This window comes from Mesorhizobium sp. B2-4-17 (assembly GCF_006441275.1).
Taxonomy (GTDB): domain Bacteria; phylum Pseudomonadota; class Alphaproteobacteria; order Rhizobiales; family Rhizobiaceae; genus Mesorhizobium.
In genome coordinates, this window is sequence record NZ_VFUX01000016.1 from 1 (window position 1) to 22,590 (window position 22,590).

Annotated in this window: 16 protein-coding genes; 10 read left to right on the forward strand and 6 right to left on the reverse strand. The window is 60.7% G+C overall.

Annotated elements, in window-relative coordinates:
- The 10 genes from FJ548_RS14230 to FJ548_RS14275 all read left to right on the forward strand — a co-directional run.
- Positions 1-655 (forward strand): glycoside hydrolase family 25 protein (locus FJ548_RS14230; RefSeq protein WP_210242669.1); only part of this gene is annotated, 655 nt, incomplete at its 5' end.
- 71 nt (positions 656-726) lie between these two features.
- Positions 727-1,518: a hypothetical protein gene (locus FJ548_RS14235; protein WP_140778170.1), complete on the forward strand. Its 792-nt coding sequence runs from the start codon at positions 727-729 to the stop codon at positions 1,516-1,518.
- 24 nt (positions 1,519-1,542) lie between these two features.
- The gene (locus FJ548_RS14240; RefSeq protein WP_140778171.1) at positions 1,543-2,235 is read left to right on the forward strand and encodes an SH3 domain-containing protein; all 693 of its coding nucleotides are present in this window, start codon (positions 1,543-1,545) and stop codon (positions 2,233-2,235) included.
- Between the two features lie 58 nt (positions 2,236-2,293).
- A complete protein-coding gene (locus FJ548_RS14245; RefSeq protein WP_140778172.1) occupies positions 2,294-3,415 on the forward strand; it encodes a patatin-like phospholipase family protein in 1,122 nt (373 codons plus the stop codon).
- 3 nt (positions 3,416-3,418) lie between these two features.
- A complete protein-coding gene (locus tag FJ548_RS14250) occupies positions 3,419-5,962 on the forward strand; it encodes a caspase family protein (RefSeq protein ID WP_140778173.1) in 2,544 nt (847 codons plus the stop codon).
- Positions 5,952-7,055, forward strand: coding sequence for a hypothetical protein (locus FJ548_RS14255; protein ID WP_246678668.1), 1,104 nt, complete (start codon positions 5,952-5,954; stop codon positions 7,053-7,055). The genes FJ548_RS14250 and FJ548_RS14255 overlap by 11 nt, the downstream gene beginning before the upstream one ends.
- A 14-nt stretch (positions 7,056-7,069) precedes the next feature.
- Complete coding sequence (locus FJ548_RS14260) at positions 7,070-9,205, forward strand: caspase domain-containing protein (protein ID WP_181168793.1); 2,136 nt, start codon at positions 7,070-7,072, stop codon at positions 9,203-9,205.
- A gap of 330 nt (positions 9,206-9,535) precedes the next feature.
- Entirely contained in the window at positions 9,536-10,060 is a 525-nt protein-coding gene (locus FJ548_RS14265) for a hypothetical protein (protein WP_140778175.1), read from the forward strand.
- Positions 10,061-10,121: 61 nt separating this feature from the next.
- Positions 10,122-12,044: a serine protease gene (locus tag FJ548_RS14270; RefSeq protein ID WP_246678669.1), complete on the forward strand. Its 1,923-nt coding sequence runs from the start codon at positions 10,122-10,124 to the stop codon at positions 12,042-12,044.
- Positions 12,026-13,357 carry a metallohydrolase gene (locus FJ548_RS14275; RefSeq protein ID WP_140778176.1) on the forward strand — a complete coding sequence of 444 codons (1,332 nt, stop codon included), beginning with the start codon at positions 12,026-12,028 and terminating at the stop codon, positions 13,355-13,357. The genes FJ548_RS14270 and FJ548_RS14275 overlap by 19 nt, the downstream gene beginning before the upstream one ends.
- A gap of 58 nt (positions 13,358-13,415) precedes the next feature.
- On the opposite strand, the gene lgt is transcribed toward FJ548_RS14275, so the two are convergent.
- From lgt to FJ548_RS14305, 6 genes are all read right to left on the reverse strand, one after another.
- Positions 13,416-14,195, reverse strand: a complete 780-nt coding sequence (gene lgt / locus FJ548_RS14280; protein ID WP_140778177.1) for a prolipoprotein diacylglyceryl transferase — start codon at positions 14,193-14,195, stop codon at positions 13,416-13,418.
- A 97-nt stretch (positions 14,196-14,292) separates the two neighbouring features.
- On the reverse strand, positions 14,293-15,387 hold the full coding sequence (locus FJ548_RS14285; RefSeq protein WP_140778178.1) for a hypothetical protein: 1,095 nt from the start codon (positions 15,385-15,387) through the stop codon (positions 14,293-14,295).
- A 17-nt stretch (positions 15,388-15,404) separates the two neighbouring features.
- Positions 15,405-16,658: a hypothetical protein gene (locus FJ548_RS14290; protein ID WP_140778179.1), complete on the reverse strand. Its 1,254-nt coding sequence runs from the start codon at positions 16,656-16,658 to the stop codon at positions 15,405-15,407.
- Positions 16,655-17,767, reverse strand: a complete 1,113-nt coding sequence (locus tag FJ548_RS14295) for a MoxR family ATPase (RefSeq protein ID WP_140778180.1) — start codon at positions 17,765-17,767, stop codon at positions 16,655-16,657. Before FJ548_RS14295 ends, FJ548_RS14290 begins: the two co-directional genes overlap by 4 nt.
- Positions 17,768-17,782: 15 nt before the next feature.
- Complete coding sequence (locus FJ548_RS14300; protein WP_140778181.1) at positions 17,783-19,702, reverse strand: hypothetical protein; 1,920 nt, start codon at positions 19,700-19,702, stop codon at positions 17,783-17,785.
- Positions 19,699-22,545, reverse strand: a complete 2,847-nt coding sequence (locus tag FJ548_RS14305) for a hypothetical protein (protein ID WP_140778182.1) — start codon at positions 22,543-22,545, stop codon at positions 19,699-19,701. The genes FJ548_RS14300 and FJ548_RS14305 overlap by 4 nt, the downstream gene beginning before the upstream one ends.
- Between the last annotated feature and the right edge of the window lie 45 nt (positions 22,546-22,590).

A 22,590-nucleotide genomic window follows, 5' to 3' on the forward strand; every position in this document is an offset into this window, starting at 1 on the left:
TTTGGGTGTCAGGGGTATGCCGACGCGGGAGGGGGTCGACGTTTCGCACTATCAGAACGGAGCCGGTGGCGGCGGAGCTAGCGCAATCAAATGGGCGCGTGTTCGCAATGCTGGGGTCACGTTCGCGTTCATCAAGATATCCGACAAGACTGTCAAGGATGCATTCGCGGTCCGCAATGTTTCCGATGCCAGGGAGGCGGGATTGCTGGTGGGGGGATATCACTTTCTGCGCAACACCGCTGCGGGCGTCGACCAGGCGCAGGCCTTTCTCCAGACCGTACCATTCGGTAGCGGGGATCTCATTCCCTCTCTGGACATCGAACTCATTCCCGCCACGCCGGCGGCGCGGAAAGCCTATGTACAGAAAGCCCGGGACTGGGTCGCGGCGGTGCGGAACGCCCATGGCGGCCGCTGGCCTTTTCTTTATACCCGCGCGAACATCTGGCAGGCGCTGGGTAACCCGACCGGCTTTGGAAATTGTCCGCTCTGGCTTGCCCGCTATGGTTCAAATCCGCCACCGATCCCTCAAGGTTTCACCAGTTATCTAATCTGGCAATACAGCCAGTCGGGCACCGTCGATGGAATCACGGGCAACGTCGATGAGAACCATCTGGCGATCTCCTTCGCCGATTTTCGCGCACGCTACAGCCTGTAGTTAAAGGGCGGCGATCTGGCGTGAGATCGCTGATGGGGACGTCAAATGTTCGAGGTGACCAGACCGTGACAATGTTCCGTATCTATCGTTTCGCATTTATTTTCGCAACCGTGGCCGAACCGGCCTTCGCGCAACAAACCCCTGTCGTTCCGAATGTCGGTCAGTTGGGGATCGAGCTTGTCTCGCTCGCTGTTGTCGTGCTGGTGGTGGAAAGCGCGCTTGCCACCATCTTCCAATGGCGGTTGTACAGGATGCTGTTCAACAATCGCGCCATGAAGACCGTTGTCATGGTCGCCGTAGGGCTGACAGTCGTGCTGGGCTTCCACTACGATATTTTCGCCAGGTTGATCGTGCTGGTAACGCCAAACACCTCTCTGGAGACCTGGAGCGGCAAGGTCTCGACCAGCCTCTCATCCTTAATCATCGCCGGCGGTAGTGCCGGCGTGAACACCTTGCTGCAGCGATTGGGTATTCGTAATCCTGTGCAGGCCGAACCTGAACGGCCTGTGCTCAACAATGATCAGGCCTGGATTTCTATCCGGGTGAAGCGAAATACGGCGGTCGGACCGGTGCAGATCGCCTTGCGTGAACTGGCCGACGACGCGCAGGCGCCAGCATTGGCCGGCACCGTCGTCGAACGCAGTTTCTGGGAAACGGCAAAGGAGGCATTCATGGCCGACGCGATGCGGTTTCCCAGCTATGGCGGGCGTACGGTGACGGCCGGAAAAACCTACGAGATCGTTGCCATTGGCACGCGGCAAGTGCCGATCGACGGCGTCAGTCAAAAAGAGGAATTTTCGCAAACGGTCTACAAGGGCAGCTTTGCCCCTCGGGCGATTATCGACTTCAGCGCCACCCTGTAGCGCAACCCATTTGAGGAGACAGTCATGACCAGCGCTATGCAGGATGCGATGATCTGGATGAACAAGAATTTCGGCGCCGACATCGACGAGGCGGTCGTCGGCACACCGATCACCAAGAACCTGCTCATCTCCATCGGTATCCAGGAGACGTTCTACATCTGGGCAAAAATGTACAAGACGGCGACACCGGAGGCGGTGCTTGCTGTCTGCGTCGGTGACACAATCGACTTCCCCAAGCGCGCGTCTGCCTGGCCGAAAAACCGAGCTGACCTGGAAAGCCATGCCAAGGGCAAGGAAATGTTCAAGGTCGCGCGCGCCGCTCTGGTGCGCATCGCCGCAATCAATGCCGGCTACAAGACCGCCGTGAAGAACCCAAACAAGTTCTGCCATGGATTCGGGATGTTCCAGTACGACATTCAGTTCTTCGATGGTGACAAGGAGTATTTCCTCCAAGAGAAGTGGGCGACCTGGAAGGGGACACTTGGCCGGGGGATGTCGGAACTGACGGCGCAGACGAAGGTGCTCTATGGGGCGGGCAAGAAAAGCCTGACACATGACGAGAGTGTGTATGTAGCCATCGCCTATAACCAGGGCGCGACGAAAACCAAGAAGAACATGGCCACCAGGAAGTTCAAGCAAGGCTACAAAGACGAACAGGCGGTCTTCTATGGCGAGCACATCGACACCAATCTGAACGCCACGAAGGGGCTTTGGTGAGGACTACCCTGCCCTGGGCCTGCTGACACGCGGAGCGATCAAAGCGGAGGACGCGAAGATGGTGGATAACGTCGAGGCTGAAACGGCAACCGTCGACAGAAAGGCACCGGCACTGGCGCTTTCGGGCGGTGGATTTCGAGCCACACTCTATCATTGCGGTGCGCTTATTCGGCTCAATGAACTCGGCTACCTGACTAAGATCGCCCGCATATCTAGCGTCTCCGGAGGCTCTATCACCAGCGGCATGCTGGCGGCGGCCTGGCCGCGGCTCGAGATCGAGAACGGTATCGCCCGCAATCTTGACTCGGAAGTCATCGGACCACTGCGAGCCTTCTGCCGCCGGTCCGTCGATATGATGGCAGTCGGCTGGGGCGCTGTGCTTCCCGGCAAGTCGATCGGGGATGTGCTGGCCGACGCCTATGACGACATGTTCAAGGGCATCACCTTGCAGAATCTGCCCGACACACCGCAGTTCGTGTTCAACGCCACCAATCTGCAGACCGGCCGCCTGGTCCGGATGATGAAGGTACGGTTGGCCGATTTCACCATCGGCGAAATCGTTAGACCGAAGGTGCGGCTGGCCGTGGCAGTTGCCGCTTCCAGCGCCTTCCCGCCTGTCCTTTCACCTGTCGAGATCAAGGTCGATCCCGACAGCTGGGCAAAATTGAATGGCGCCGTGCACCATGGCGATCGAGCCTATACGCGCACGCTTTCGCTTACCGACGGTGGTGCTTATGACAATCTTGGGCTGGAAACTGTGGACGATTTCAACCCGGTCATTGTCAGCGACGCGGGTGCCCCCTTCGGTACCGAGGAAACGACGGCCGCCTTGTGGCCCACGCAAGCGCTGCGGGCGCTCGATATCGCCACCGACCAGGCGCGGGCACTGCGCAAGCGGCTCTTGTTTGCGCAATGCGCGGTTCAGAAGCGCGTGCCAGCCTTCAGCGGCATCGACTGCGATCCGGCCGAATATCCCGCCGTTCAGGTCCTGAAGGCCGATCTCAAGCTTACCAGACGGCTAGCGCGCATGCGCACCCGGCTCAACCCTTTCTCCGACAAGGAGCAAGGACAATTGATCAATTGGGGTTGGCTAATGATGGACGTGGCCATGCGCAGTTATGTTACGACGACCGCGCCGGCCCCGAACGCACTTCCCCTTCCCAAATTCGCACTGGTGTGATCGATGCTGCTTCCGGGCGATGATCCGCTGCGCAAGAATGGCCTTGTGTATCTCGACGCCGCGAATGCGGCCGGCCCGGCTGCCCATGTGCTGATTGTCGGCGTCGGCGCCTATCAGTCGCCGAAGTTCAAGGCGCCGTTGACGACGACCACGATCTCTGCCCGCGCCGTCGCCGACTGGTTTGTCGATGGCGCCAAGGCCGGATTCCGGAACGAGACGTATCCGCTCGGAAGCGTTGCGGTGCTTCTGTCGGAGCCTGCCGTCGCTGGGGGGGGTAACTTCACATCCTATGCTGGCGGCGAGGTTCCCAGAGCGACGCTCAAGGAAATCGCCGAGGCAGTGAAGGCCTGGGTGAGACGCATCAACACGAGCAAGGACAATCTCGCGATCCTCTACGTCGCCAGCCATGGCGAGAGCTTCCTCAGTCAGACAGCGTTCCTGCTCGAGGACTATGGTCTCGATGACCTCGACAAAACCTCGGGCATGTCGAGGATCGAACAACTCGCTGGGGCGCTCGAGAATGCGACGCCTGTCGCTCAGCTCCTGCTCTTCGATTGTTGCCGCGTCCCGACCGACATGCGCCTGCCCTGGAACGAAGAACTGGGCACAAAGCTGATCTCTCTGACCCGGGCCGATGACGACCACGGCGAGCCGAGGAAGCAGTGGGTGATTGCGGCCACCTCGCTTGGTGAGGTGGCGGTAGGGCGCACCAACAAGACCACTTTGTTTGCCGATGCCTTGATCAACGCACTTGATGGCGTGGCCAGCGATCCCACCGAGGACGGTTGGCCGGTGCGGCCCGGAACGCTTGTCGACAAGATCGACAGCTTGCTCGCGCTACACCGGCTGCCGAGCGAGAGGGCGCAGACGCCGGGCGGGAAGATGGCGGGATCGTTCGACATTACCTTTCCCGGCGAAAAGTCGGAGGTACCGGTCTTCGTCTCCTTCAACAATCCGGCCGAATGGCCGGACAGCGTGATCACTGTCACGGCCAGTCCCGGAGAAGGCGCTACTATAAAAGGCTTGGAGAACGAATCGCCGTATCGGATGATGGCAGTGCCGATGATGGCGGACGTTCAGGCCACCGCCGTCAGGGATGGTCAGTCTATCGGCAGCGCAAGGAAGAAAGCCTATGCGCCTGCCATTTTCCTTGAACTGAAGAACGTACCACAGGCGGCCGGCACCGTCGTCGGACAACTGGATACCGGGCGCAGCTTGAAAGGGCGAGGAGAGTTGGTCATCGCGCTGGACAGTGCGGTGCAGATCGGGGCCGGGGCGGTCGCCGATATCATATGGCGGGGCGAGGCGAAGAAGCCAGTCAAACAGCTCACCGTTCCGATTGGTGGAGAGGCCTCGCTGGAGGTCCAGGACGGAGACTATACGATCGTGCTGCGCACGCCAGATGGCCGCGCACAAACAAAAGATGTCAAGCTGGCCAAGGACGTGATCCTCAGGGTCGCGTTTTCGACACAGAGTTCGCCGCATGAATGGCTAACGACAGCGTCCGTGTCCGGATCCGTGTATGAAGCAGCCGCGTCCATATACCTGGATGAGGCGTCAGGTCCACCGCCGCCCATAGGTCGTGAGGATTTGCTCAAAGGCTTCAAGGATATTCTCAACAAGGTGCGGCAGAACCTAGACCAGTACCCGGGGCGTGACATAGATTTCGACGTTGAAGCTTCAACGGAAACCGCCCCACCAAACGAACCGGTCACGTCGAAAATTGTCGGTCACGTCGAGATCGACCTCCGCCAGCTATCGGTGCCGGACCCGCGGCTGGAAATGACCACTGACCGCGACGATGGGCGGTTGGTGCGGCTCGGCATCCGGGATCATTTTCGGGTGCGGTTCAAACCCGCCGGAACGAGGCCTGAAAATCGTCCGCTGTTCGCGCTGATCAACGTGGCGCAGCGCCGGGAACTTGTGGTGCTTCCAAGCCTGGGGTATGCAAGATTTGATGGCGCTCCTTCCGATGGTGGTTGGAGCCCTTACGTGCTCGTGGACAAGGCGGCGCCGAGCGAGGCGATGCTGAGCACCGTCATCGTCGAGGACCGTATCTGGGCGGGTCTGCTAGGCTTTATCGCCTCGCGCGACATGATCACTGCCGACAGATTGCTCGACAGCGGACTAACCGACATGGCCGTGGCAGCAATGTCTGGCAAGCGGAACAACCCTCTGGCAGCGCTGGCGGGCGGGCTGGTGGCGGTTGCGGCCTCCAGTTCCGACGTAGAGAAGCGCTGGGATCCATGGCTGAGGAACCTGGCCAAATGGTTCCCCGGCATCCCGGATGGACCGATCATACTTGGCCGCCGGCTCCTGGTGCGTGCACGCAATGCAGACGAGATCGCCGAGGCAAAAAACTGGCTGTTCGAGGGCTTCGGCCGGGGTGTCCCTGTCTATTCGCTTTCGGTCGAGTGGCTGGCCCGTGGGTTGGAAAGCCTGCCCGGCAAGGATGCAATGCTTGTGGAGAGGCGGCTTGCCACCCGCGGGCTCGCCAACCGCGTCGACCCAACGCGCGCCTTCACGGTAATCCGTCTTGACGATTGAGGAGAAGACCACACCGACGTTCAAGCTCGCCATGCATCCGGCATCAGAAGGTGACGCGCTGATACTGACATGGGGCCGTGATGCTCTGCATCGCGCGCTCGTCGATCTCGGGCGCACCGGCGACTACCGGGCGCTCAAGTCGCTGCTTGAGGATATCGGGACTTTCGATCTGTTCACGATCTCCCACATCGACGTCGACCACATCGAAGGGGCGGTTCCGCTGTTCAAGGAAAACGCGCTACCCATCCAAGCCAAGCATGTCTGGTTCAACGCGCATGCGCAACTGGTCGGTGCCAAGACCCGAAGCGCGCCGCAGGACCGCGAAGTTCTGGGGGCCGCCCAGGCGGAAAAAGTGACGGCCGGCATCGTGAAAAGCAAATGGCCGTGGAACGCGCACTTCAAAAGCGGCATCGTTTCACTCGATAGCCCCGAGGCGGCGGCACCTCTGGCATTTGAAGGCGGTCTCAAGCTGACCATACTGTCGCCATCCGATTTGAAACTGTCGCAACTGCTGCCAGTCTGGGACGCGGAGTTGGAGAAGACTGGGCTGCGAACCGTCGATCCGGACGAGGTGGCGGCTGCGTTGGTCGAAGGGCGTGAACACCTTGGCGGTCTCAATGTCGATGCGCTCGCGGCCCAGCCGTTCGCCATCGACAGCACAAAGCCGAACGGCAGCAGCATCGCCTTCATCGCTGAATTCGGCGGTCAACGGGTTCTGATGGGCGCGGACTCGCATCCCGATATCGTCGAAGCCTCGCTACGCAAGCTAGGCGCCAGCGAAACGGCTCGCTACAGGCTCGACTGCCTGAAGGTCTCCCACCATGGCAGCAGGGCCAACACCTCGCCGTCGCTTCTGAGCATCATCGACTGCACGCGTTTTGCCTTTTCCACGGATGGGTCGCGGCATGGTCATCCGCACGCGGAAACTATTGCCCGCATCCTGAAAGCCGATCCTACGCGCAAGAAGACGCTTGTTTTCAATTTCCGGCAGAAAAGTACCGAACAATGGGACGACGTCGAGCTCAAGAAGCGCTGGAACTACGAGTGCCTGTTTCCCGACGCAGGGAAAACTGGCATAGAATTTGACATCTGAGGGAACGAACGCGGGTGCCTATCCAGGAAGCAGGGAAAGCCAAGGCTGGCGCAGCGGACGAACGGCGCGTTGCGCTGGTGATTGGTAATGGCGGCTACCTGAATGCTTCCACGCTGACCAATCCGCCCAAGGATGCGAGCGCCATTGTCAAGGTATTGACCGACCTGCACTTCGAGGTGATCGAAGGACTGGATCAGACGGTCAGCGGTATGGACGAGAAGATCAGTCTCTTCGCGGACAGGATCAAAAACGCGGACGCCGCGCTTCTCTTCTACGCCGGCCATGGGCTGCAGGTAAATGGCGAGAATTATCTGGTGCCGGTGGATGCGGAACTGGACAACGAAGGTCAGCTCAACCGACAGACGATCAAGCTCCAGGACCAGCTTGACATGATGGACCAAAGGGCGAAGATCAGTATTGTTCTGCTCGATTGCTGCCGAGACAATCCCTTCGTTCGATCGCTCTATCGAGGCCAACCCGGCAAGACAAAGGGTCTTGGGATCACTCGCGGCCTGGCCAGGATGGAAATCACGCAGGGCTCTTTCATCGCCTTTGCGACCGCGCCCGGCACGGTCGCACTGGACGGCGAGGGTGGGCACAGTCCTTTCACCGCAGCGCTTCTCGATCATATCAAATCGCCTGGAATGTCGATCAACGACATCATGACCGATGTCACGTCGGCGGTTTTGGCCGCGACGGACAACCAGCAAGTTCCGTGGTGTAATTCGTCGCTGAGCAGAAGGTTCAGTTTCAACCCTTTGCCGTCAGGTCTGCTCCGTGAGACAGCGGTTTTACCACCGCCGGAGCCCACACCAATTGTGAAAGAGGTGATGCCTTCGCCATCGCCGGTGGGTAAGCTACTAGGGCATCCAGCCGATAGAACGATAGCGGGCGCGGCGGGCGCAGATACTGTCGCTGGTGGCGCGCTAGGGGAAGCAGAAGGGCCATTGACGCCGCCGTCAGTCATACCGGACATTGTCGATCCGCCCAAAGACGCAACCGGGACGTGGGGTGGAAAGGGAATCAGGATCGCGCTGTTGGCGGTGGTCATTGGTGTGGCGGCGGTACCGGCTTTCATTTTTTTGGATCGGTTGGGGGCGCGGTTGCGTACCCCATCACCTCCCAACTATGGCGAAGCTTCGCAAAAGCTGGTGGCGCGTATCGATTCGCCGGCCGGCTGGGATGATGGCCTGCGAAATGACGTTGTAAGTTTCCTCGTCAGCGCAGCACCCGACGATCTCACGCGCAATGTCATTCACACGCTGGTGGCGATGGCGCAGTTTCATATCATGCAGATCGCCCCAAGCGATCCCGTGCCAGACAATTGTCGCGCTCCCACTCCAGTCTTGCGCCCCGGCGATCTGATACGGACGGTGGTCTGCGCCGGCCTCGATCTGCCCGGCCAGCAACGGCTCGTGTCCATCCTAGCAGCCTTGCCGGCGACGCTTTGGGCCGAGCGGGTGTTTGGCGAGCAAATCAGAACCGCTCGTTTGGCCGTGGCGGATCTCGACGCGGAATTCACAGCAAAGCACATCATGGACCGCCAGGCTCTCGACCTGCTTAAGCGCAATCTGGGGCTTGGATCGCGGCGGGCGAACCCGGTTACGCTTCAGTTCGCCGGCAATTTCCAGCGCGGCAACGCGCAGGCGATCATGGACAGGCTGGTGTCGTTCGGCTGGCACTTGGGCGGTGTGCAGCGCGACGGCGGCGCGGCCGGCCTCAATGAAATCCGCTATGGGAGCCAAGCGCTTGTGATCTCGGATGCGGCGTGGTTGTCGGACGATCTCGTAGTGCAGGGCCTGACAGTCACGCCCAACCCCAATGCTGCGATCACCACCAACCAACTTGACATCTATATCTCGACGCCCTTGGCTCTGTGGGTTGACCAACAGCCGCAATTCGCTTGGTGCTATCAGGAATATGATCCATCGAAGGGCGCCGGCACACGCTATCTGGTGGCCTGCCACCCCTCACAATCGGCTTGCGCCAATGCGCGCGGCAACCCAACGGCAAAGCGCCAGTCACCATGCCTGTTTCGCGAAGATCTGGGAGCGGGCGGTTCGGTACTGAGAGCCGGCGGCTGGGCGAATTCCTGGTTCGCCGAAGGTAGCACCGAATTCGAGTCGCCCTTTCCGGCAGTGCCGCAATAGGCGTTCTCGTAGTTTCAGAATCTCATATTTGTAAGTGACGGAGGGAGAGAAGTGCTTACATATATGCTACATCGAGCGCAAATGACGCACATCTTACGATCAGCCGAACACTCCAAGTGCTGAACGAAATCCTCTTCGAGAGACAGCCGCGCCGGCGCAGCTTTGAATGGCTTCCTAAGAACGCTCGGGGAAGGGTATTCGTTGTATCGCGCTTCACGATGCAGCAAAACGTTGACGATATGTCTTGAAAATTACTTCGTATCTAGAACTTCGGGAGCTTGTGGAAATTTTGGCAAAGCGGTAATTTGCTATTGGAGGGGGATCACAAAGATGGCGAAGGACTGGGAATTGCGGATTACCCGCGCTGGTGAGCAGCCGCGGAAAAATCGGCGCAGAACAATCGGGAGATACGAAGTTTTTCATGACGGAGTCAAAGTAGTCGGTCTATCCGGCGCGATGGCCGAGACGAAGGGGCCTGGTGACAACAAAACAGCTGGCAATAACCGGTGCGTCGAAGCCGGCACCTACGGTCTGTTTACTCAGGACGGTGAGAAGTACGTGACGATCGGCTATACGGCGAACGTCAATCCGGCGGCGTTGAAACGGCCGGGCCTGCTTTTGCTGCCAACCGGCAAACGCGTCGGCATCCTTATCCATCCAGGGCGCGGGTTTCTTTCTTCGATCGGTTGTATAAATCCGGCATCCAAGCTTGGAGGGGCAGACAATGACATCGACTTCATCGACAGCCGCAAGCGCGTCATCGCCATCATTGATGACTTGAAGGCGTTTCTTGGTAGCGCTTTTCCGGCGAGCAACGGCAAGAAAATCCCAAACGCTTCGGTCGTAATACAATAGGCATCCGCCGAACTGCGTCGGAGGCGATGGGATTATCGCCCCGTGGCAATCGGGAGAGGCCATGACGGTCTGGGGAGAGAGCATGGGCAAGACAGGGAATCCCAACGGAGCGGCCGAGGGTACCGAAGCTCAAAAGCCGGACCGAAAGCTTCCGCGAGAGGTGATGATCGACCTCTACGCAGCGCAGCGCTACCTAGGGCTCGAGACCGAGATGGTGACCGGCCTACGCATGCCGGTGGAGGTCTACTTCAAGGACCCGCTTGTGGCCAAGCTGCACGAAGACATCGCTCTTGACAAAGATTTTACAACACCTTGGGAGCCGGGTCTGCGTGATGGTCCAACCAGCGCCCGTTTTACTGTCGTTGATTACGATTCGACAATGAACGTTTTAACGGCTCCCGCGAAATGGGATCGCGATCGGAACCGTTACCTCGCGCCCGGCGACACTTCGCTTGACGAAGCGGCAAAAGATCTCTTCCAATTCCACCAACTGAGCGTCTGGGCGATCGTCCAGAATACGCTCGATTTCTTCGAGAGCGGCATGGCGCTGGGCCGGCGGATCAGTTGGGGCTTTGAAGGCAATCGACTGATCTTGCTGCCGCATGCTGGCTACGGTGAAAACGCGTACTATGACCGAGAGAGCAAGTCACTCCAGTTTTACTGGTTCGACGGCGAGAATGGACGCGTCTACACCTGCCTTTCGAGCGACATCGTCAATCACGAGTTCGGCCACGCCGTGCTCGATGGATTGCGGCCCTATTTCTACGAGTCGACCGGAGCGCAGGCAGCCGCCTTCCACGAATTTGTCGGCGACCTCACCGCAATCCTCATGGCATTCAGCAACAACGAGTTTCGCATCAAGGTGCTCAGAGAGAGCAATGGCGATCTTGATACGGCAACCCTCCTGGCCGGCCTTGCCGAGGAATTCGGAAGCGCCGTGAGCGATGCTCCTTACTTGAGGAGCGCGCTGAACAACAAGACGATGCAGAAGCTCGCGGGCACCCTCGAACCGCACGTACTATCCGAGGTGATGACCGGAACGATGTTCGACATCCTCAAGGGAGTGTTCGCCAAACAACGTCAGGCAGAGCTGGATCGATACCAGGCGGACCCAACGAGGAAACCGAGCGACCGGCGCGCACTTGCCTTCACTGTCCCTAGAATGCAGTCGCTGGCGATTCAACCGCTCGACTTCCTCCCGCCCTGCGATGTCACCTTCAAGGACTATGCACTGGCCCTGTTGCGCTCCGAACAGGTGGCCAACCCAACCGACCCCAAGGGCTACCGGGCGATGATGCTCGACGTCTTCGTCAAGCGTGGCATACTCACGGAGGCTGATCGGACAGCGATGCTGGCGCGCGCGCCCGTGTTCAAGCGGCCAGCGCTCGATGTTTTCCATTCGGTCGACACCATCTCAGCATCCCGGGGCGGCGCATACCGCTTTCTCGACGATAACCGTGCGAAGCTATTGATTCCTCCCAATGCCGACCTCGTCGTTACCGAACTCGTGCGCGCCAGCAAGCTGGCCACTGACCGTCGGTCGCTCCCCGAGCAGGTCGTGCTGCAATATATCTGGCGCGAGGAAATGGTTCTGGAAGGAGAGCGCTTCGGCCGCTTTGCCAATGAACGGACCTCTATGCTGTGCGGCGCCACCATGGTGCTGGACCAGAACGGCAACCAGATCCATTGGGCCCGCAAGCCTGGCAGTGTCGCTGTTGGCACCAGCGCAAATGCAGTCGCAGAGCAGGCGGCGGGACAGAAGCGGCGTCAGGACGTTCTCGACACAATCGAGGCGCGCGTCAAAGCCGGCATGATCGGTGAGGCAATCGGTGGCGAGGTTGGCCTCATCGAGCGCGCCTCACCTCCCTTCGGAGTGAGCAAGGCCGATGGTATTCTGCGCTTCCGGCTCTCTCCGCATTTCTCGATCCGCGGCGATGCCGAGAACGATCACACCGGAGACCGACAATGGCAGATAAGCTTCTGATCCGTCTATTCGATGTCGGCCTCGGCGACTGTGTCTACTGCCGTATTCCCAAGGTGCACAAGAACGGCCGCGACTTTCACATCCTGATCGACTGCGGCACGCTGAGCGGCGCAGACAATCTTTCGCAGGCGATGGACAAATTGAAGCCCATGCTTCCGCTGATCGACGGCAAGCGCCATGTCGACCTTCTGGTCGTGACCCACGAGCACAAGGACCACATGACCGGCTTCGGCTTGAAGATTTGGGATGACTTCGCCTTCGGAGCAATCTGGATGAACGCGGCGATGGATCCCGATCACCCGGAGGCGGAAAAGGCAAAAAAGCTGCATAGCTTTGCAACTGAAGCCATGGGGCAAGCCCTGCGGCTCAACCTGGCGCTCGGCCCTCAACTGACGGAACTGGCGAGCGCAATGGCGCTCAACAACGACGCCATGAACACCCTGCGTGTAACGCTGCCTGCCGCGAGCAAGATCAAACCGACCTATGTGCACGCCGACTCGAAGGCTGATCAGGCCCTGCCACTCGAAGGAGCAAGCATCAGCGTGCTCGGCCCTGAACGCGACATCGATCATTTCTATCTGGGCGATCCGGGCAACCCATCATTGCGAAGCGCCCTGGGGTTGATCGACAAAGATCTGCCGCCGGTTGCCACCGCAGTACCCGATCCGTCCGAGGTCCCGACGCCGACCAATCTCGATCCGGCCGACTTCCGGCGGCTCCGTTCTCGGATGCTGTCGACGGCTCTTGCATTCGCTGACCTCGACGGCAAGGTCTGCAACAATACCAGCGTCGTTCTGTTGATTGAATGGAAAGGCAAACGGCTGCTCTTCGTAGGCGACGCTGAGTGGGATCAGGGTTTTAAAAAGGGTAAGGGCAATTGCGCTTGGAACGTGATGTGGAATCTTCGCAAGGAGCGGTTGAACGGACCGTTGGCATTCCTGAAAATCGGCCATCACGGCAGCGTCAACGCGACCCCATGGCAAATGCCCGGGGCGTCCAAGGGCGAACCGTTGGACATCCTTGATGCGATCCTACCGGTCCCTTTGAAGGCCAGGGCCAAGGCGGTCGTTTCAACGCGCCGGGGCAACTATGAGACGATCCCACGTTCCGACCTGCTGGCGGAGCTCGGCAGGCGCGTATCCAATACGAAGAACTATGCCGCAGCCTTTGCAGACGCAGGACTGAAGACTTCCGTCGTGCCAAAGTTCGATGACTTCGAGAGCGAGTCGTTCGCCAAGCCGCAGCCGTTTCGCACCGATCTCGAGCGTATGTTGGGTTCTCAAGGGTTCATCGATGTGGAGATCGACCCGTGACAGCGCGGAAACCTCAAGATGCCCAGAGGGCTGCCACTCATTCTTGAGCGTCGACCCGTCAGCGACAAGATCGCCTAAATTCAGGCAGAAGCAACGCTATTCCAAGAACCATGAATGGCAAGCAAAGTAGCTGCGACAAGGAAAGCAGGTGACCCGCCGATCGCAGCGGATCGTCATCCGTCCGCAGAGTCTCCAGCAGAAAGCGCAGCACTGTGTAGCCGCAAAGGAACATCCCAGTCGTGCGCCCCGGAAATTTAAGGTTTCCGCCCCACAACGCGGCTGGATAGAGCAAGAGAAAAAGCAGTGCACCTTCAAATAAAGCTTCATACAACTGTGTCGGATGACGTGCTGGAACTCCGGAGGTTACAGCTATAGCCCAGGGCAGATCCGTTTGCGGCCCAAACAATTCTCCATTCATGAAGTTGCCGATACGGCCAAGACAGAGGCCGGCCGGTGTCGCTGCCGCGGTTATGTCAGCGAGCCTCAGAAGTGAAACGCCCGACTGCCTTGTGTAGAGCACAAGTGCAAGGATCACCGCCAGAAGCCCTCCAAAAAATGACATTCCGCCGTGCTCGACGTTGAGGATCATCCAAGGGTTCGAAACGAATTCGCCGAACCGGTAGAAGAAAAGGTCGCCAGCTCGACCGCCGCCTACGACAGCGAGAGTGATCCAGAACATTACCGCATCAATGTGGGCAGGGTCGATGTCCGTGCGGGCCGACTGAGCCAGAGCGCGCATCAGTAGCCACGTCGCCGCGATCCCGCCGGCAAAGAGGATTCCGTACCATCGCAGTTCCAAGGGTCCGATGGTAAACGCGACTGGGTCAAGGAGAGTCATCAGCGATCCGGCCCCCTTTGCCGGGAAACGACGATCCGGCTTTTCCGATCCCTCGGCTGGCCTTCGGCCCTGCGCCGGGGTGCGGCACTTGGAAGATTCAAAGCAGATCGACGATCGTTGGTCTGTCGACCGTCGGGAACAACGGCCTGTATCGGGCCGACTTTGCTAGATCGGGCTCGCCCCATGCCCTGTTGAAACCGGTCTGGTAGTTGAAGACGATCTGCTTGTCGGGACAGGGGGCGAGCACGATGCGCGCGATCGCTTCGGGATCGGGATGGCCATGCCGTGACCCATTGGACGAAATCAGCCACAACGGGCTTGCCAGACGGTCTATCAGGGCGGATGTGTTGTTGGCCGCGCTGCCGTGATGAGCGACTTTAATGGCGTCGAAATAGACGCGGCCTTCGCCGTCGTAGTGTGCCACCGACGACGCCAGATCATCGGGATGAGCATCGGCACAGAACAAAGCACGCTTGCCCCCGTGCTCGACCACGAATGTAATGCTGGTGCCGTTCGGTTTAGCGGTATCGGGCGTGTCGCGGGATTTTGCGAAAGCCGCGAGCGACGTCAATGTCGGCGCCGTCTGGCCACCACCGCCAAGCGCCGGCGTACGTTGGCCAAGCTTGGCAAACCAGAATTCCCACTCCCGGGCGAAGGCGCCGAGTTTCGCCCGCGGTGGCCCGAGCAAGGTAATTCTCCCGCCACTCGACAGCGGTATCGCCGGTAGCGGTCCGCCAGGCTCGACCATGGCCACGCCACCGGGAAGCGATCCGTTCCAGCACCAGCCAAGTGCCTCGACCGCTCCGGTAAGATCCTGGCCCTGCCTGATGCTGAGAACCGGTACGGCTGGTCGCATTCGCGCGTCGACCGCGACAGTTTTGCTCGGCGGCTTCTGGCCATCGGCGATGCGTACATGCTGAAGGCCGTTGAACCAGATTTCGCCCACGTCGAGCTTGCTCATCTTGGGGATCATCGTCAGCAGACCTTCGATATGGTCGGCGTCGACGTGGGTCAGCACCATGAGATCAATCAGCGGTCCGGGACGTCTAGGAAGCTCGCAAAGAAGCGTCGCCAGATAGGCGGTGGCCGTGGCATTGCGGCCGCCATCGATCAAGATGCGGTGCGGCGCGGTCCCGGTCTCGACCAGGAAGCAGTCGCCATCCTCGGCGGGAAGCATATGGATGCGAAACATTTCCTGTTTCCTCCACGTCAGATGGCCGATCCGGAGGCCGGGAACCGGGCCGGTGGCGCAATGGCGCCGAGCAGCAAGTTTTCAGGGCCTGCAGGCGGCCTTTGGGGTTCATTGAAGTCGCCGCGAAGTGACAGGACGATGCTGCCCGTCAAAAGCACGGCGATCCAGACGGCGAGCAGGTCGAGCACCCAGCGCGATGGCAGCCGGGTGGGCGCGCGGCGCTCATCGAATTCCCTGACGAGCGCCGCGAGTTCCTGTTCCTCGTCGAAGGAATCGCTTCTCTGCTCCGTCTTCAGTCTGCGCAGATCGTCCTGCGCCTCGGCGAGTTGACGCTGGCGGGCGCCTTGCCCGCCGAGACCCCCCTGCAGAGCGTCGAGCCGGGCCTGGAAGGCAAGCATCGGCCCGCGCGCCGCGAAAAGGTAGAACCCGAAGGAGACGACCCACAGCGCGATGAACAGCACCCAATAGTCGATTTGGTAGCCGCGGCCATCGCCGATGCCGGGGATCCATAGGCCGACGGTCCAGACAGCGAACCATAGCGCGAACCAATGGCACATCCCGACCGTGACGAAGAAGGCGAAACGCAGCACGTTTTCCATCTGCGAGATCGCTGTTCGGGCCTGCTCGGTATCGATGCGACCGATCGCGATCCCGGTCTCGCGCATGACGATCAGGATCTGCCCATAGCCGAGGAGGCGCCCAAGCAGCATCCCGATCACGAAGCCGACGCCGACACACACGATGAGCAAGAGCGCGAAAAGATATAGGTTGTCGAACGGTTTGTTCACATTCGACCAGAACAGAAAGCCTCCGAAGCAGAGCGCGATGGCGGCGCCGGAGACCACCGACCAAAGCCTGACCCGCCGGTGGAGCGCCAGTTCGAAGGCGGCGATATCGCCGTTCAAATCGAGGCCGGCGCCGCCGCTTAGACCATCCACGGCAGTCTCGATCCGGCTTTTCGTTCGCAGGGCCGGCCATCCGGCAACGATAATCGGTACCCCGGCGGCGACCGGCAGGTAGTCGAACCCAACGAATTCATTGCCGCTGAGCTTGTCGACAGTTATGAATACCGCCCATGCAATGGTCAGCCAGCCGAAGCCGACGAAAACCCAATCTCCCAAGGTCGGCCACGTCAGCGGTTCGGAATAGCCTGCAGGCCGCGCCGCGTCGCGCAACTTCGGAACGGCTTGCAGGACCTTGCGAATCGTGGATGCAACCCGATAACGCAGCGGCGGCGATTCGGAACCAACCGGTGCCTCGCCCGTAGTCATCGGCCGTTGCCGCCGGCGGGGTTTTTCAGCGAATTTTCGAGCGCTGCCAGATCCACTTCCGCGAAAAGCGCCTGGTTGCGGAGCTGTTCGCAATGGAGATTGTTGGCCTGAAGTTCCTTAGCCAGCCCCGCCAATTCGACCGACGTCCGTAAGCCGTAGGTTGCCAACGCGAGCCAGCGCCAGAATTCATCGATCGTGTAGTTTCGACCGAGCTTCGTCCGTTTCACCGCTCCCCAGACGGGAAGCGCCGCGTCGATGATCGCCGTTTCGGCTTCGGCGACCGCTTTTTCCTCGGCCGGCTTGAGTGCTGGGCCTGACATCATTCGGACGACACTCATATGCGTGCTCAAGATCTTGGCGATCGTATCATCGTCCAGTTTGATTTCATGCTGTACGCAGCGCCGGAGAAACGGGTCTGGCAGTCGACGCTCCTGGTTAGAGGTTATGACGACGACGGGCCGCCTATCGTCCGGGCACACCACCTCACGGTCATCGTCCTCAGCGATGCGAAAGCGCATCTGGTCGAGTTCGAGCAGCAGGTCATTGGGAAAATCACGTGGCGCCTTGTCGATCTCGTCTATGAGGACGACCGCTACGCGCTCAGGCGGCTCCTTCCAGCCGAAGGCGCGGCCAAGCACACCGGGGTGGATGTGCTTTGTCTTGTCGATCTTTTCCTTCGAGCCGGCGGCGGCCGCGGCCTGCGATTCGCGGAACCAGGAGACGGCGTCGAAATCATAGAGAAGCTGCTGCGCGCGCGATTCCGACTTGACATTGAACTCCAGCACGCCCCCGAGATCGAGCACGTGGGCGAGCCAATAGGCGGCGAGCGTCTTGCCGCTGCCTGGCTCGCCAGTCAACAGCAGCGGCCGTCCGAGCGACAGTGCGACATTTGCCGCCGTCAGGAACGGAGCCGAGGCGACATAGCCGGGCGCGAAATCCTGATGACTTCTGACGAACGGCTTGTTGCGTTCGGAACGGCGGACCAAGGTTTCCCCGGCAAGTTTCGCCAGCCTTGCCAATTCGGCCTTTTGCGCCGGGCTGTCCTTGTTTTCCTGTGCCGCCTTCGCGGCAGATTCGTATAGGGGTCCGATCAGGTCGAAATCGTTCACTGCCGTCTCCTTGTTTCAGCCTTGCTTTAGCGTCCACCACTCGAATTGCAGCTTCTCTTCCAGCGCGAGATGGAGGTTTCGAAACGAACTTCCGTGGAGTTCGATCAAATCCTCGACCTCCTTGTCGATGTTGTTCTTCGAGACGCTGTACAGCGGATAGTATTTTTCGAGGTGCCAGGCGAGTTCGTCGCTCAACACTGGACCGAGGGGCACCTGCACGAACAGCGGGCTGTCGGTATCGAGCGAAACCGGAGGGCCCTCGCGGACGAAACGCAGGCCCAGCAGGATTTGTGCCCGTTTCGGATCCAACTCGAGGGTCGGAAATAGATCGTTCCAGAAAGCCAGATAATCCCGCAGCATCTCGATATGGCTGTGATCGAATGGGCCGTGCGAAAGTGTTACGAAAGTCGGCTGCCCATCGTTGAACTGCTGCAGCGTGGTCTTTATGTTTTCATCCCTGATCTTGCCGATGATTGCCGTTGCTGGAAGGTTGTTCAATGCCCGATAGACCGATTCCAGGAAGGGGATTTTCCCTTTTGACTGCGACTGGGCCTGCAGTTCGACGTTGTAGCTCACCGAAGACCAGTTGGAAAAACCCTCGGATGCATAGTCGACGAAGCGTTGCGCAAAGACATCGGTGCTGTCCTCCGCCGAGCCATGCCAGAGGATGGCATGGGCGGTGTTGGCCGGTGCTTGCAACGCCTTGTCCAGATATTCCCTGATCTTAAGGAGCGGAACCGTGCGGTCGAGCCGCATGGGGATGTCGCCACCGGATTCGGCGTCATCTATTTTTCTCTCTTCCGTGCCCAGTGGGGACCAGAGCTTGTATTGAATAGCGACGATGGTCGTCGCCCATCGCGCCGACTTGACGCTGTCTTGCGGAGCGTCTTCGACCAGTTGCGCGATGGCATCGCGCAATGCCAGCGGCGGCGCCTTGCCGTCGATTGCAATCATCGGCAAGGCGATGGTCCCGAGTTTCAGGCTGTCCTCGACGACCGCCAGCGTCCGCGTCGCAATCACGGCGGCGGTGGTCGGGCCGAGCGCGCGCAGGGCGCTGTTGCGCTTCGCCGCGGCGCCCTTGCATGCGTTTATCCAGACGATCGGCGGAAAATTGGTACGGGCGACAAGATTGAGCAATGGCTGTTGAAGGGCGTCGATACTATGCCAGCCGCTGTCGTCTTCCGTAGGACCGAACTGGAGAACCGTGTCTTCTCCCTGCGCGGTCGCATGGCCGTAAAAATAGATGATGTGCGGACTGAAGCGTGGCGTCTTGTTGAGACATGTCACGAACTCGGCAAAGGTCTCAACTTTCACGATGCGGTCCGAGCGTTCGGCGGGATCGTAATGCGACTTTAGGATTCTTTCGAGATCGGCACCATGCTGTTGTCCGCCGGTTGGCGGCACACTCTTGCTGGGGCAGATAAGCAATATCTTCGGATAAGGCGGCAGCTTTACCTCGGTGACCCTCGGTTCGCCGTTGGCAGGGGCTGCATCCACGGTTATGGCGGTCGGGTTTGGCTCGCATAAGGCCAGGAACCTGGCTGCGCCGTCGTTCCTGTCGGTGAGCAGCATCCAGGGAAGGCGCAGAAAAAGGTCGAAGAAGTTTTCGCTTTCCGCGCTTTCGTCGTCGGAAACGATCGGAACGAGATGAATGTGCGGGTGGCCGATGGGTGGGGACGCGGGCCCGAACAGGCCGGCGTTGAGTTTGCGCCCAATCGCCTGCTGCCGCCTGTATGGCAGGTCTCTCTCAACCTCCTCGATCTCCTCGATTCTCCCCAGCGTGTCGAGCAACTGCCCGAGCGTTTCGGCGGTGATGCCGTCATAGACGGTTGCGGCCGAGAGCCCGGTGTCCCGCCAGGTCTTCTGGTCGACGCTGCACTCCAGCGTGCCGCTGCGGGGCCGTATGTAAATCACGTAATGGTAGGGCGAATTCATGCCACCCGATCCCTGCCGGACGAAGCGGCCTCCAGGCTCGCCGCTTCGGCATCGGAAACGATCGGTGGAGGCACATCGCTTTCGGTCCGCTCGCCTTTTTTTGACAGCGTGCCTGGGGCGGTTTCCCGGCTCGGCAGCTTGTAGTCAAGCGGCCGAATTTCGATCCGCGCCGGGCCCCCGGCGATCCCCGCCACCATGATGGCGACGCGGCTGCTTTGCGCGGCGATAGCCAACGCGCGCCGCCTGTCGTCATGCGCCGGCACCGGCCGGTCGAGCAGCGACATGGCGGTGAAGACGGCCGATCTGCCGCTGGCGAAGGTCGGATCGGCGAGCGGCATCCCGACGATGTCGAAGGATCCGTCGCGGCCGAGCAACGCGACCGACAATCCGGCTTCCCTGGAAGGCTCGGCACTGCCGACAGGGATGACCAGAGCCGCCTTTTTGTCGGCGAAGGGAACGATCCTGCGGGGCACCGCGTCGATAGGTATTTCGGAAAGCCGGCGCTCGCTATCATGGCAGACCAGGACCCCATCCTCCCGTGCAGCGACAACGATGTCACGCGTTTCGAAACCGGCCGCGTCGCGGCCATCGGCCAATTCGCTTGCCGCGAGTCTTACGACGGCCATCGCCTCGGGATATCCACCGATATGGAATGGTTTACCCAGACCGCTTTCGCTAAATTCGGCCGCATCGATCGGCTGGCTGTGGATGGCGCCACCTGCGAGCCCGACGAAGATGGTCTCCTCGACAAAGGCAAACGCCGCGACAGCTGCCGGAAACCGCCATACCGTCGGCCTGTTGGCAAGGTCGCCGAACTGGCAGCGCAGGAGTTCACGCTGCCCCGGCCAGCCGACGAAGAGGAAGCGCCCGCTCGGATCGATGCCGACCTGCGGCGGCCGGCCCGCGCCGTCGCCAGACGAGCCGAACATACTCAGCTGGACGTTCAGGATTTCCGGTTGCAGTACGTCCGGAACAGTGGAAGCCTCGGGATCGAGCCGCAGCAGATACCATTGCCCGCTCGACGAGGCGAACACCGCGACGGGCACCCGCGCCGCGGTCGCGATCGCGGTGATCTCGGTCGAATCGGCGGGCGTGGCGACCGGAGTCATCGTCCCGAGCAGTGTATCGAACAGCCGCAGCCTTGCTTGCTCCCGTGGCCTGCCGCCGGCCAGCAGAACATGTCGCGCTCCCATATAGAAAGCACCCAAGGTCCACTCCGGCATTCCTAAAGATCCGTCCGGCTTGCCAGGGTCCGCAATGCGTATGCGCGTCGAGGGCAGCCCGAGCGACCAGCGGGCCGGCGTAATTTCAAAATTTCCCGACCGGTAGCTGTCGGTCTCGGCCGGAAGGATGCCGCGCGAGATGCCTGCCGGCAGGCTGCCGGGGTCACTGGTCGCGGCGAAGAGGCGGCGCCGGGTCGCCGCGCTGCGCGGCTCCCCCGGTAACAGGATCGATCCGGCGTCAGGTTTCGAGGCATCTGGCACGCGGAGCCTGGTCACGAAATTCCGAATTGGCGCCTCATACAACAGGCCCTCCGCTTCGATGTCCAAAATCGTTCCAAGCGCTGCATCAAGATCGTCGGCGAAGACATGGACCTGGCCGCGGGCATAGCGGTGAACGATCGTCGCCGAAACGCCGTCGGGCTTCGCCTCGGCAAAGGCGCGGTCCATCGTGGCGATGGTCCGCGCGCGGTCCGCGGCCTCCCGCTTCGAGAATTCGCTCAGCAGACGGCGGCGCATGGGCGGTTCGAAATGAAGCCCCTCCGGCCCGCTCCATGTTCCCGGCAGCGCCGCGAGGCGAGAAAATGCAAGCGAGGGATATGGGGTGGCGAGTTGAGGGTAACGGAGCCGGAGGCGTTCGGCCAGCGCAAACGAAATCGGCTCGATCAGCGCGCAATCGCTCGCCCAAAGGCGGCCGTCCTGACCAAGCGTGGCCAATGCGGTATCGTCGGAAGGCAGCTTTCTGCCTTCGAAGGCCGGTTTCAGCGGCGGCTCCACCGCGCGGGTACGGTCAGGCGCAAAAATGCTTGCCAGAACATCGCGCAGCCCGGCAGCCGTGGCTTCAGCCAGCTTGATGCCGGCCTGCTGCAATGCCCAGTGCCGCCTGTCCCACAGCGTCCGATCGCGAAGGTCGAGGAAGACCAGCGGGCCGTTCTCGGCCAACCGCTGCAGGAATTCGATATCACTGCGCGCCAGCCGGTGCGCCTCGCCGAACACCACCGTCACTGTCCAGCCCGAAGAGGTGACCGCCTTCTCCATGGCGATCGATTCCGGTCTTGGCGTAAGCATGCCGGATCGCCTCACGAAGAAGGTGCCCGGAAAGTCAATCCATTCCGCCGCGATGCCGCGTCCCTCCAGCACGGTACGAAACTCTGCAGCGAGCCTGTGCCATGTGCGGGCGCCTGCGCTTCGGTCGACGAGAAGCAGTAGCGTCGGAAGCTCGCGCCGCCGCTCACCGATGAGGAGCGACGAGTCGCATCCACGCACATGCGCCGCAATGGTCCGCCGCGCATCCAGCCGGCTCGGGTCAGGGCCGCCCTGGCGGTAGCCGATCATCTCGGCGATTTCCGTGCCGATGGCGGCCGGCAGGAAATCTGGCGGCTTTCCGCCAAGCGACCCAACGCGGAAGACGGTGCCGTCCGGCTGCGGTGGCGGCGCTCGTTCCGGTGCCTGTTCCTCCGCGCGGTCACGCCGCCACCACGCCAGGACGATGGCGCGCCAGACAAGCAGTGCGAGTCCGGTGACCGCGATCGCCGAGATGGCGGCGTCGATCCCGACGGATATGGCGATTTCGGTGGAAGGCGTCGATGGGTCAGTGAGATTGGGCTGATTATAACTGGGCAAGCCCGGTATGAAGGTAATAACCGCCCAGCCCACCAAACCGGCTGT

Excerpts from the sequence above, each read along its gene's own strand:
- FJ548_RS14235 (WP_140778170.1), top strand. The coding sequence starts at position 727 with ATGTTCCGTATCTATCGTTTCGCATTTATTTTCGCAACCGTGGCCGAA.
- FJ548_RS14240 (WP_140778171.1), top strand. The coding sequence starts at position 1,543 with ATGACCAGCGCTATGCAGGATGCGATGATCTGGATGAACAAGAATTTC.
- FJ548_RS14245 (WP_140778172.1), top strand. The coding sequence starts at position 2,294 with ATGGTGGATAACGTCGAGGCTGAAACGGCAACCGTCGACAGAAAGGCA.
- FJ548_RS14250 (WP_140778173.1), top strand. The coding sequence starts at position 3,419 with ATGCTGCTTCCGGGCGATGATCCGCTGCGCAAGAATGGCCTTGTGTAT.
- FJ548_RS14265 (WP_140778175.1), top strand. The coding sequence starts at position 9,536 with ATGGCGAAGGACTGGGAATTGCGGATTACCCGCGCTGGTGAGCAGCCG.
- FJ548_RS14270 (WP_246678669.1), top strand. The coding sequence starts at position 10,122 with ATGACGGTCTGGGGAGAGAGCATGGGCAAGACAGGGAATCCCAACGGA.
- FJ548_RS14275 (WP_140778176.1), top strand. The coding sequence starts at position 12,026 with ATGGCAGATAAGCTTCTGATCCGTCTATTCGATGTCGGCCTCGGCGAC.
- lgt (WP_140778177.1), bottom strand. The coding sequence starts at position 14,195 with ATGACTCTCCTTGACCCAGTCGCGTTTACCATCGGACCCTTGGAACTG.
- FJ548_RS14285 (WP_140778178.1), bottom strand. The coding sequence starts at position 15,387 with ATGTTTCGCATCCATATGCTTCCCGCCGAGGATGGCGACTGCTTCCTG.
- FJ548_RS14290 (WP_140778179.1), bottom strand. The coding sequence starts at position 16,658 with ATGACTACGGGCGAGGCACCGGTTGGTTCCGAATCGCCGCCGCTGCGT.
- FJ548_RS14300 (WP_140778181.1), bottom strand. The coding sequence starts at position 19,702 with ATGAATTCGCCCTACCATTACGTGATTTACATACGGCCCCGCAGCGGC.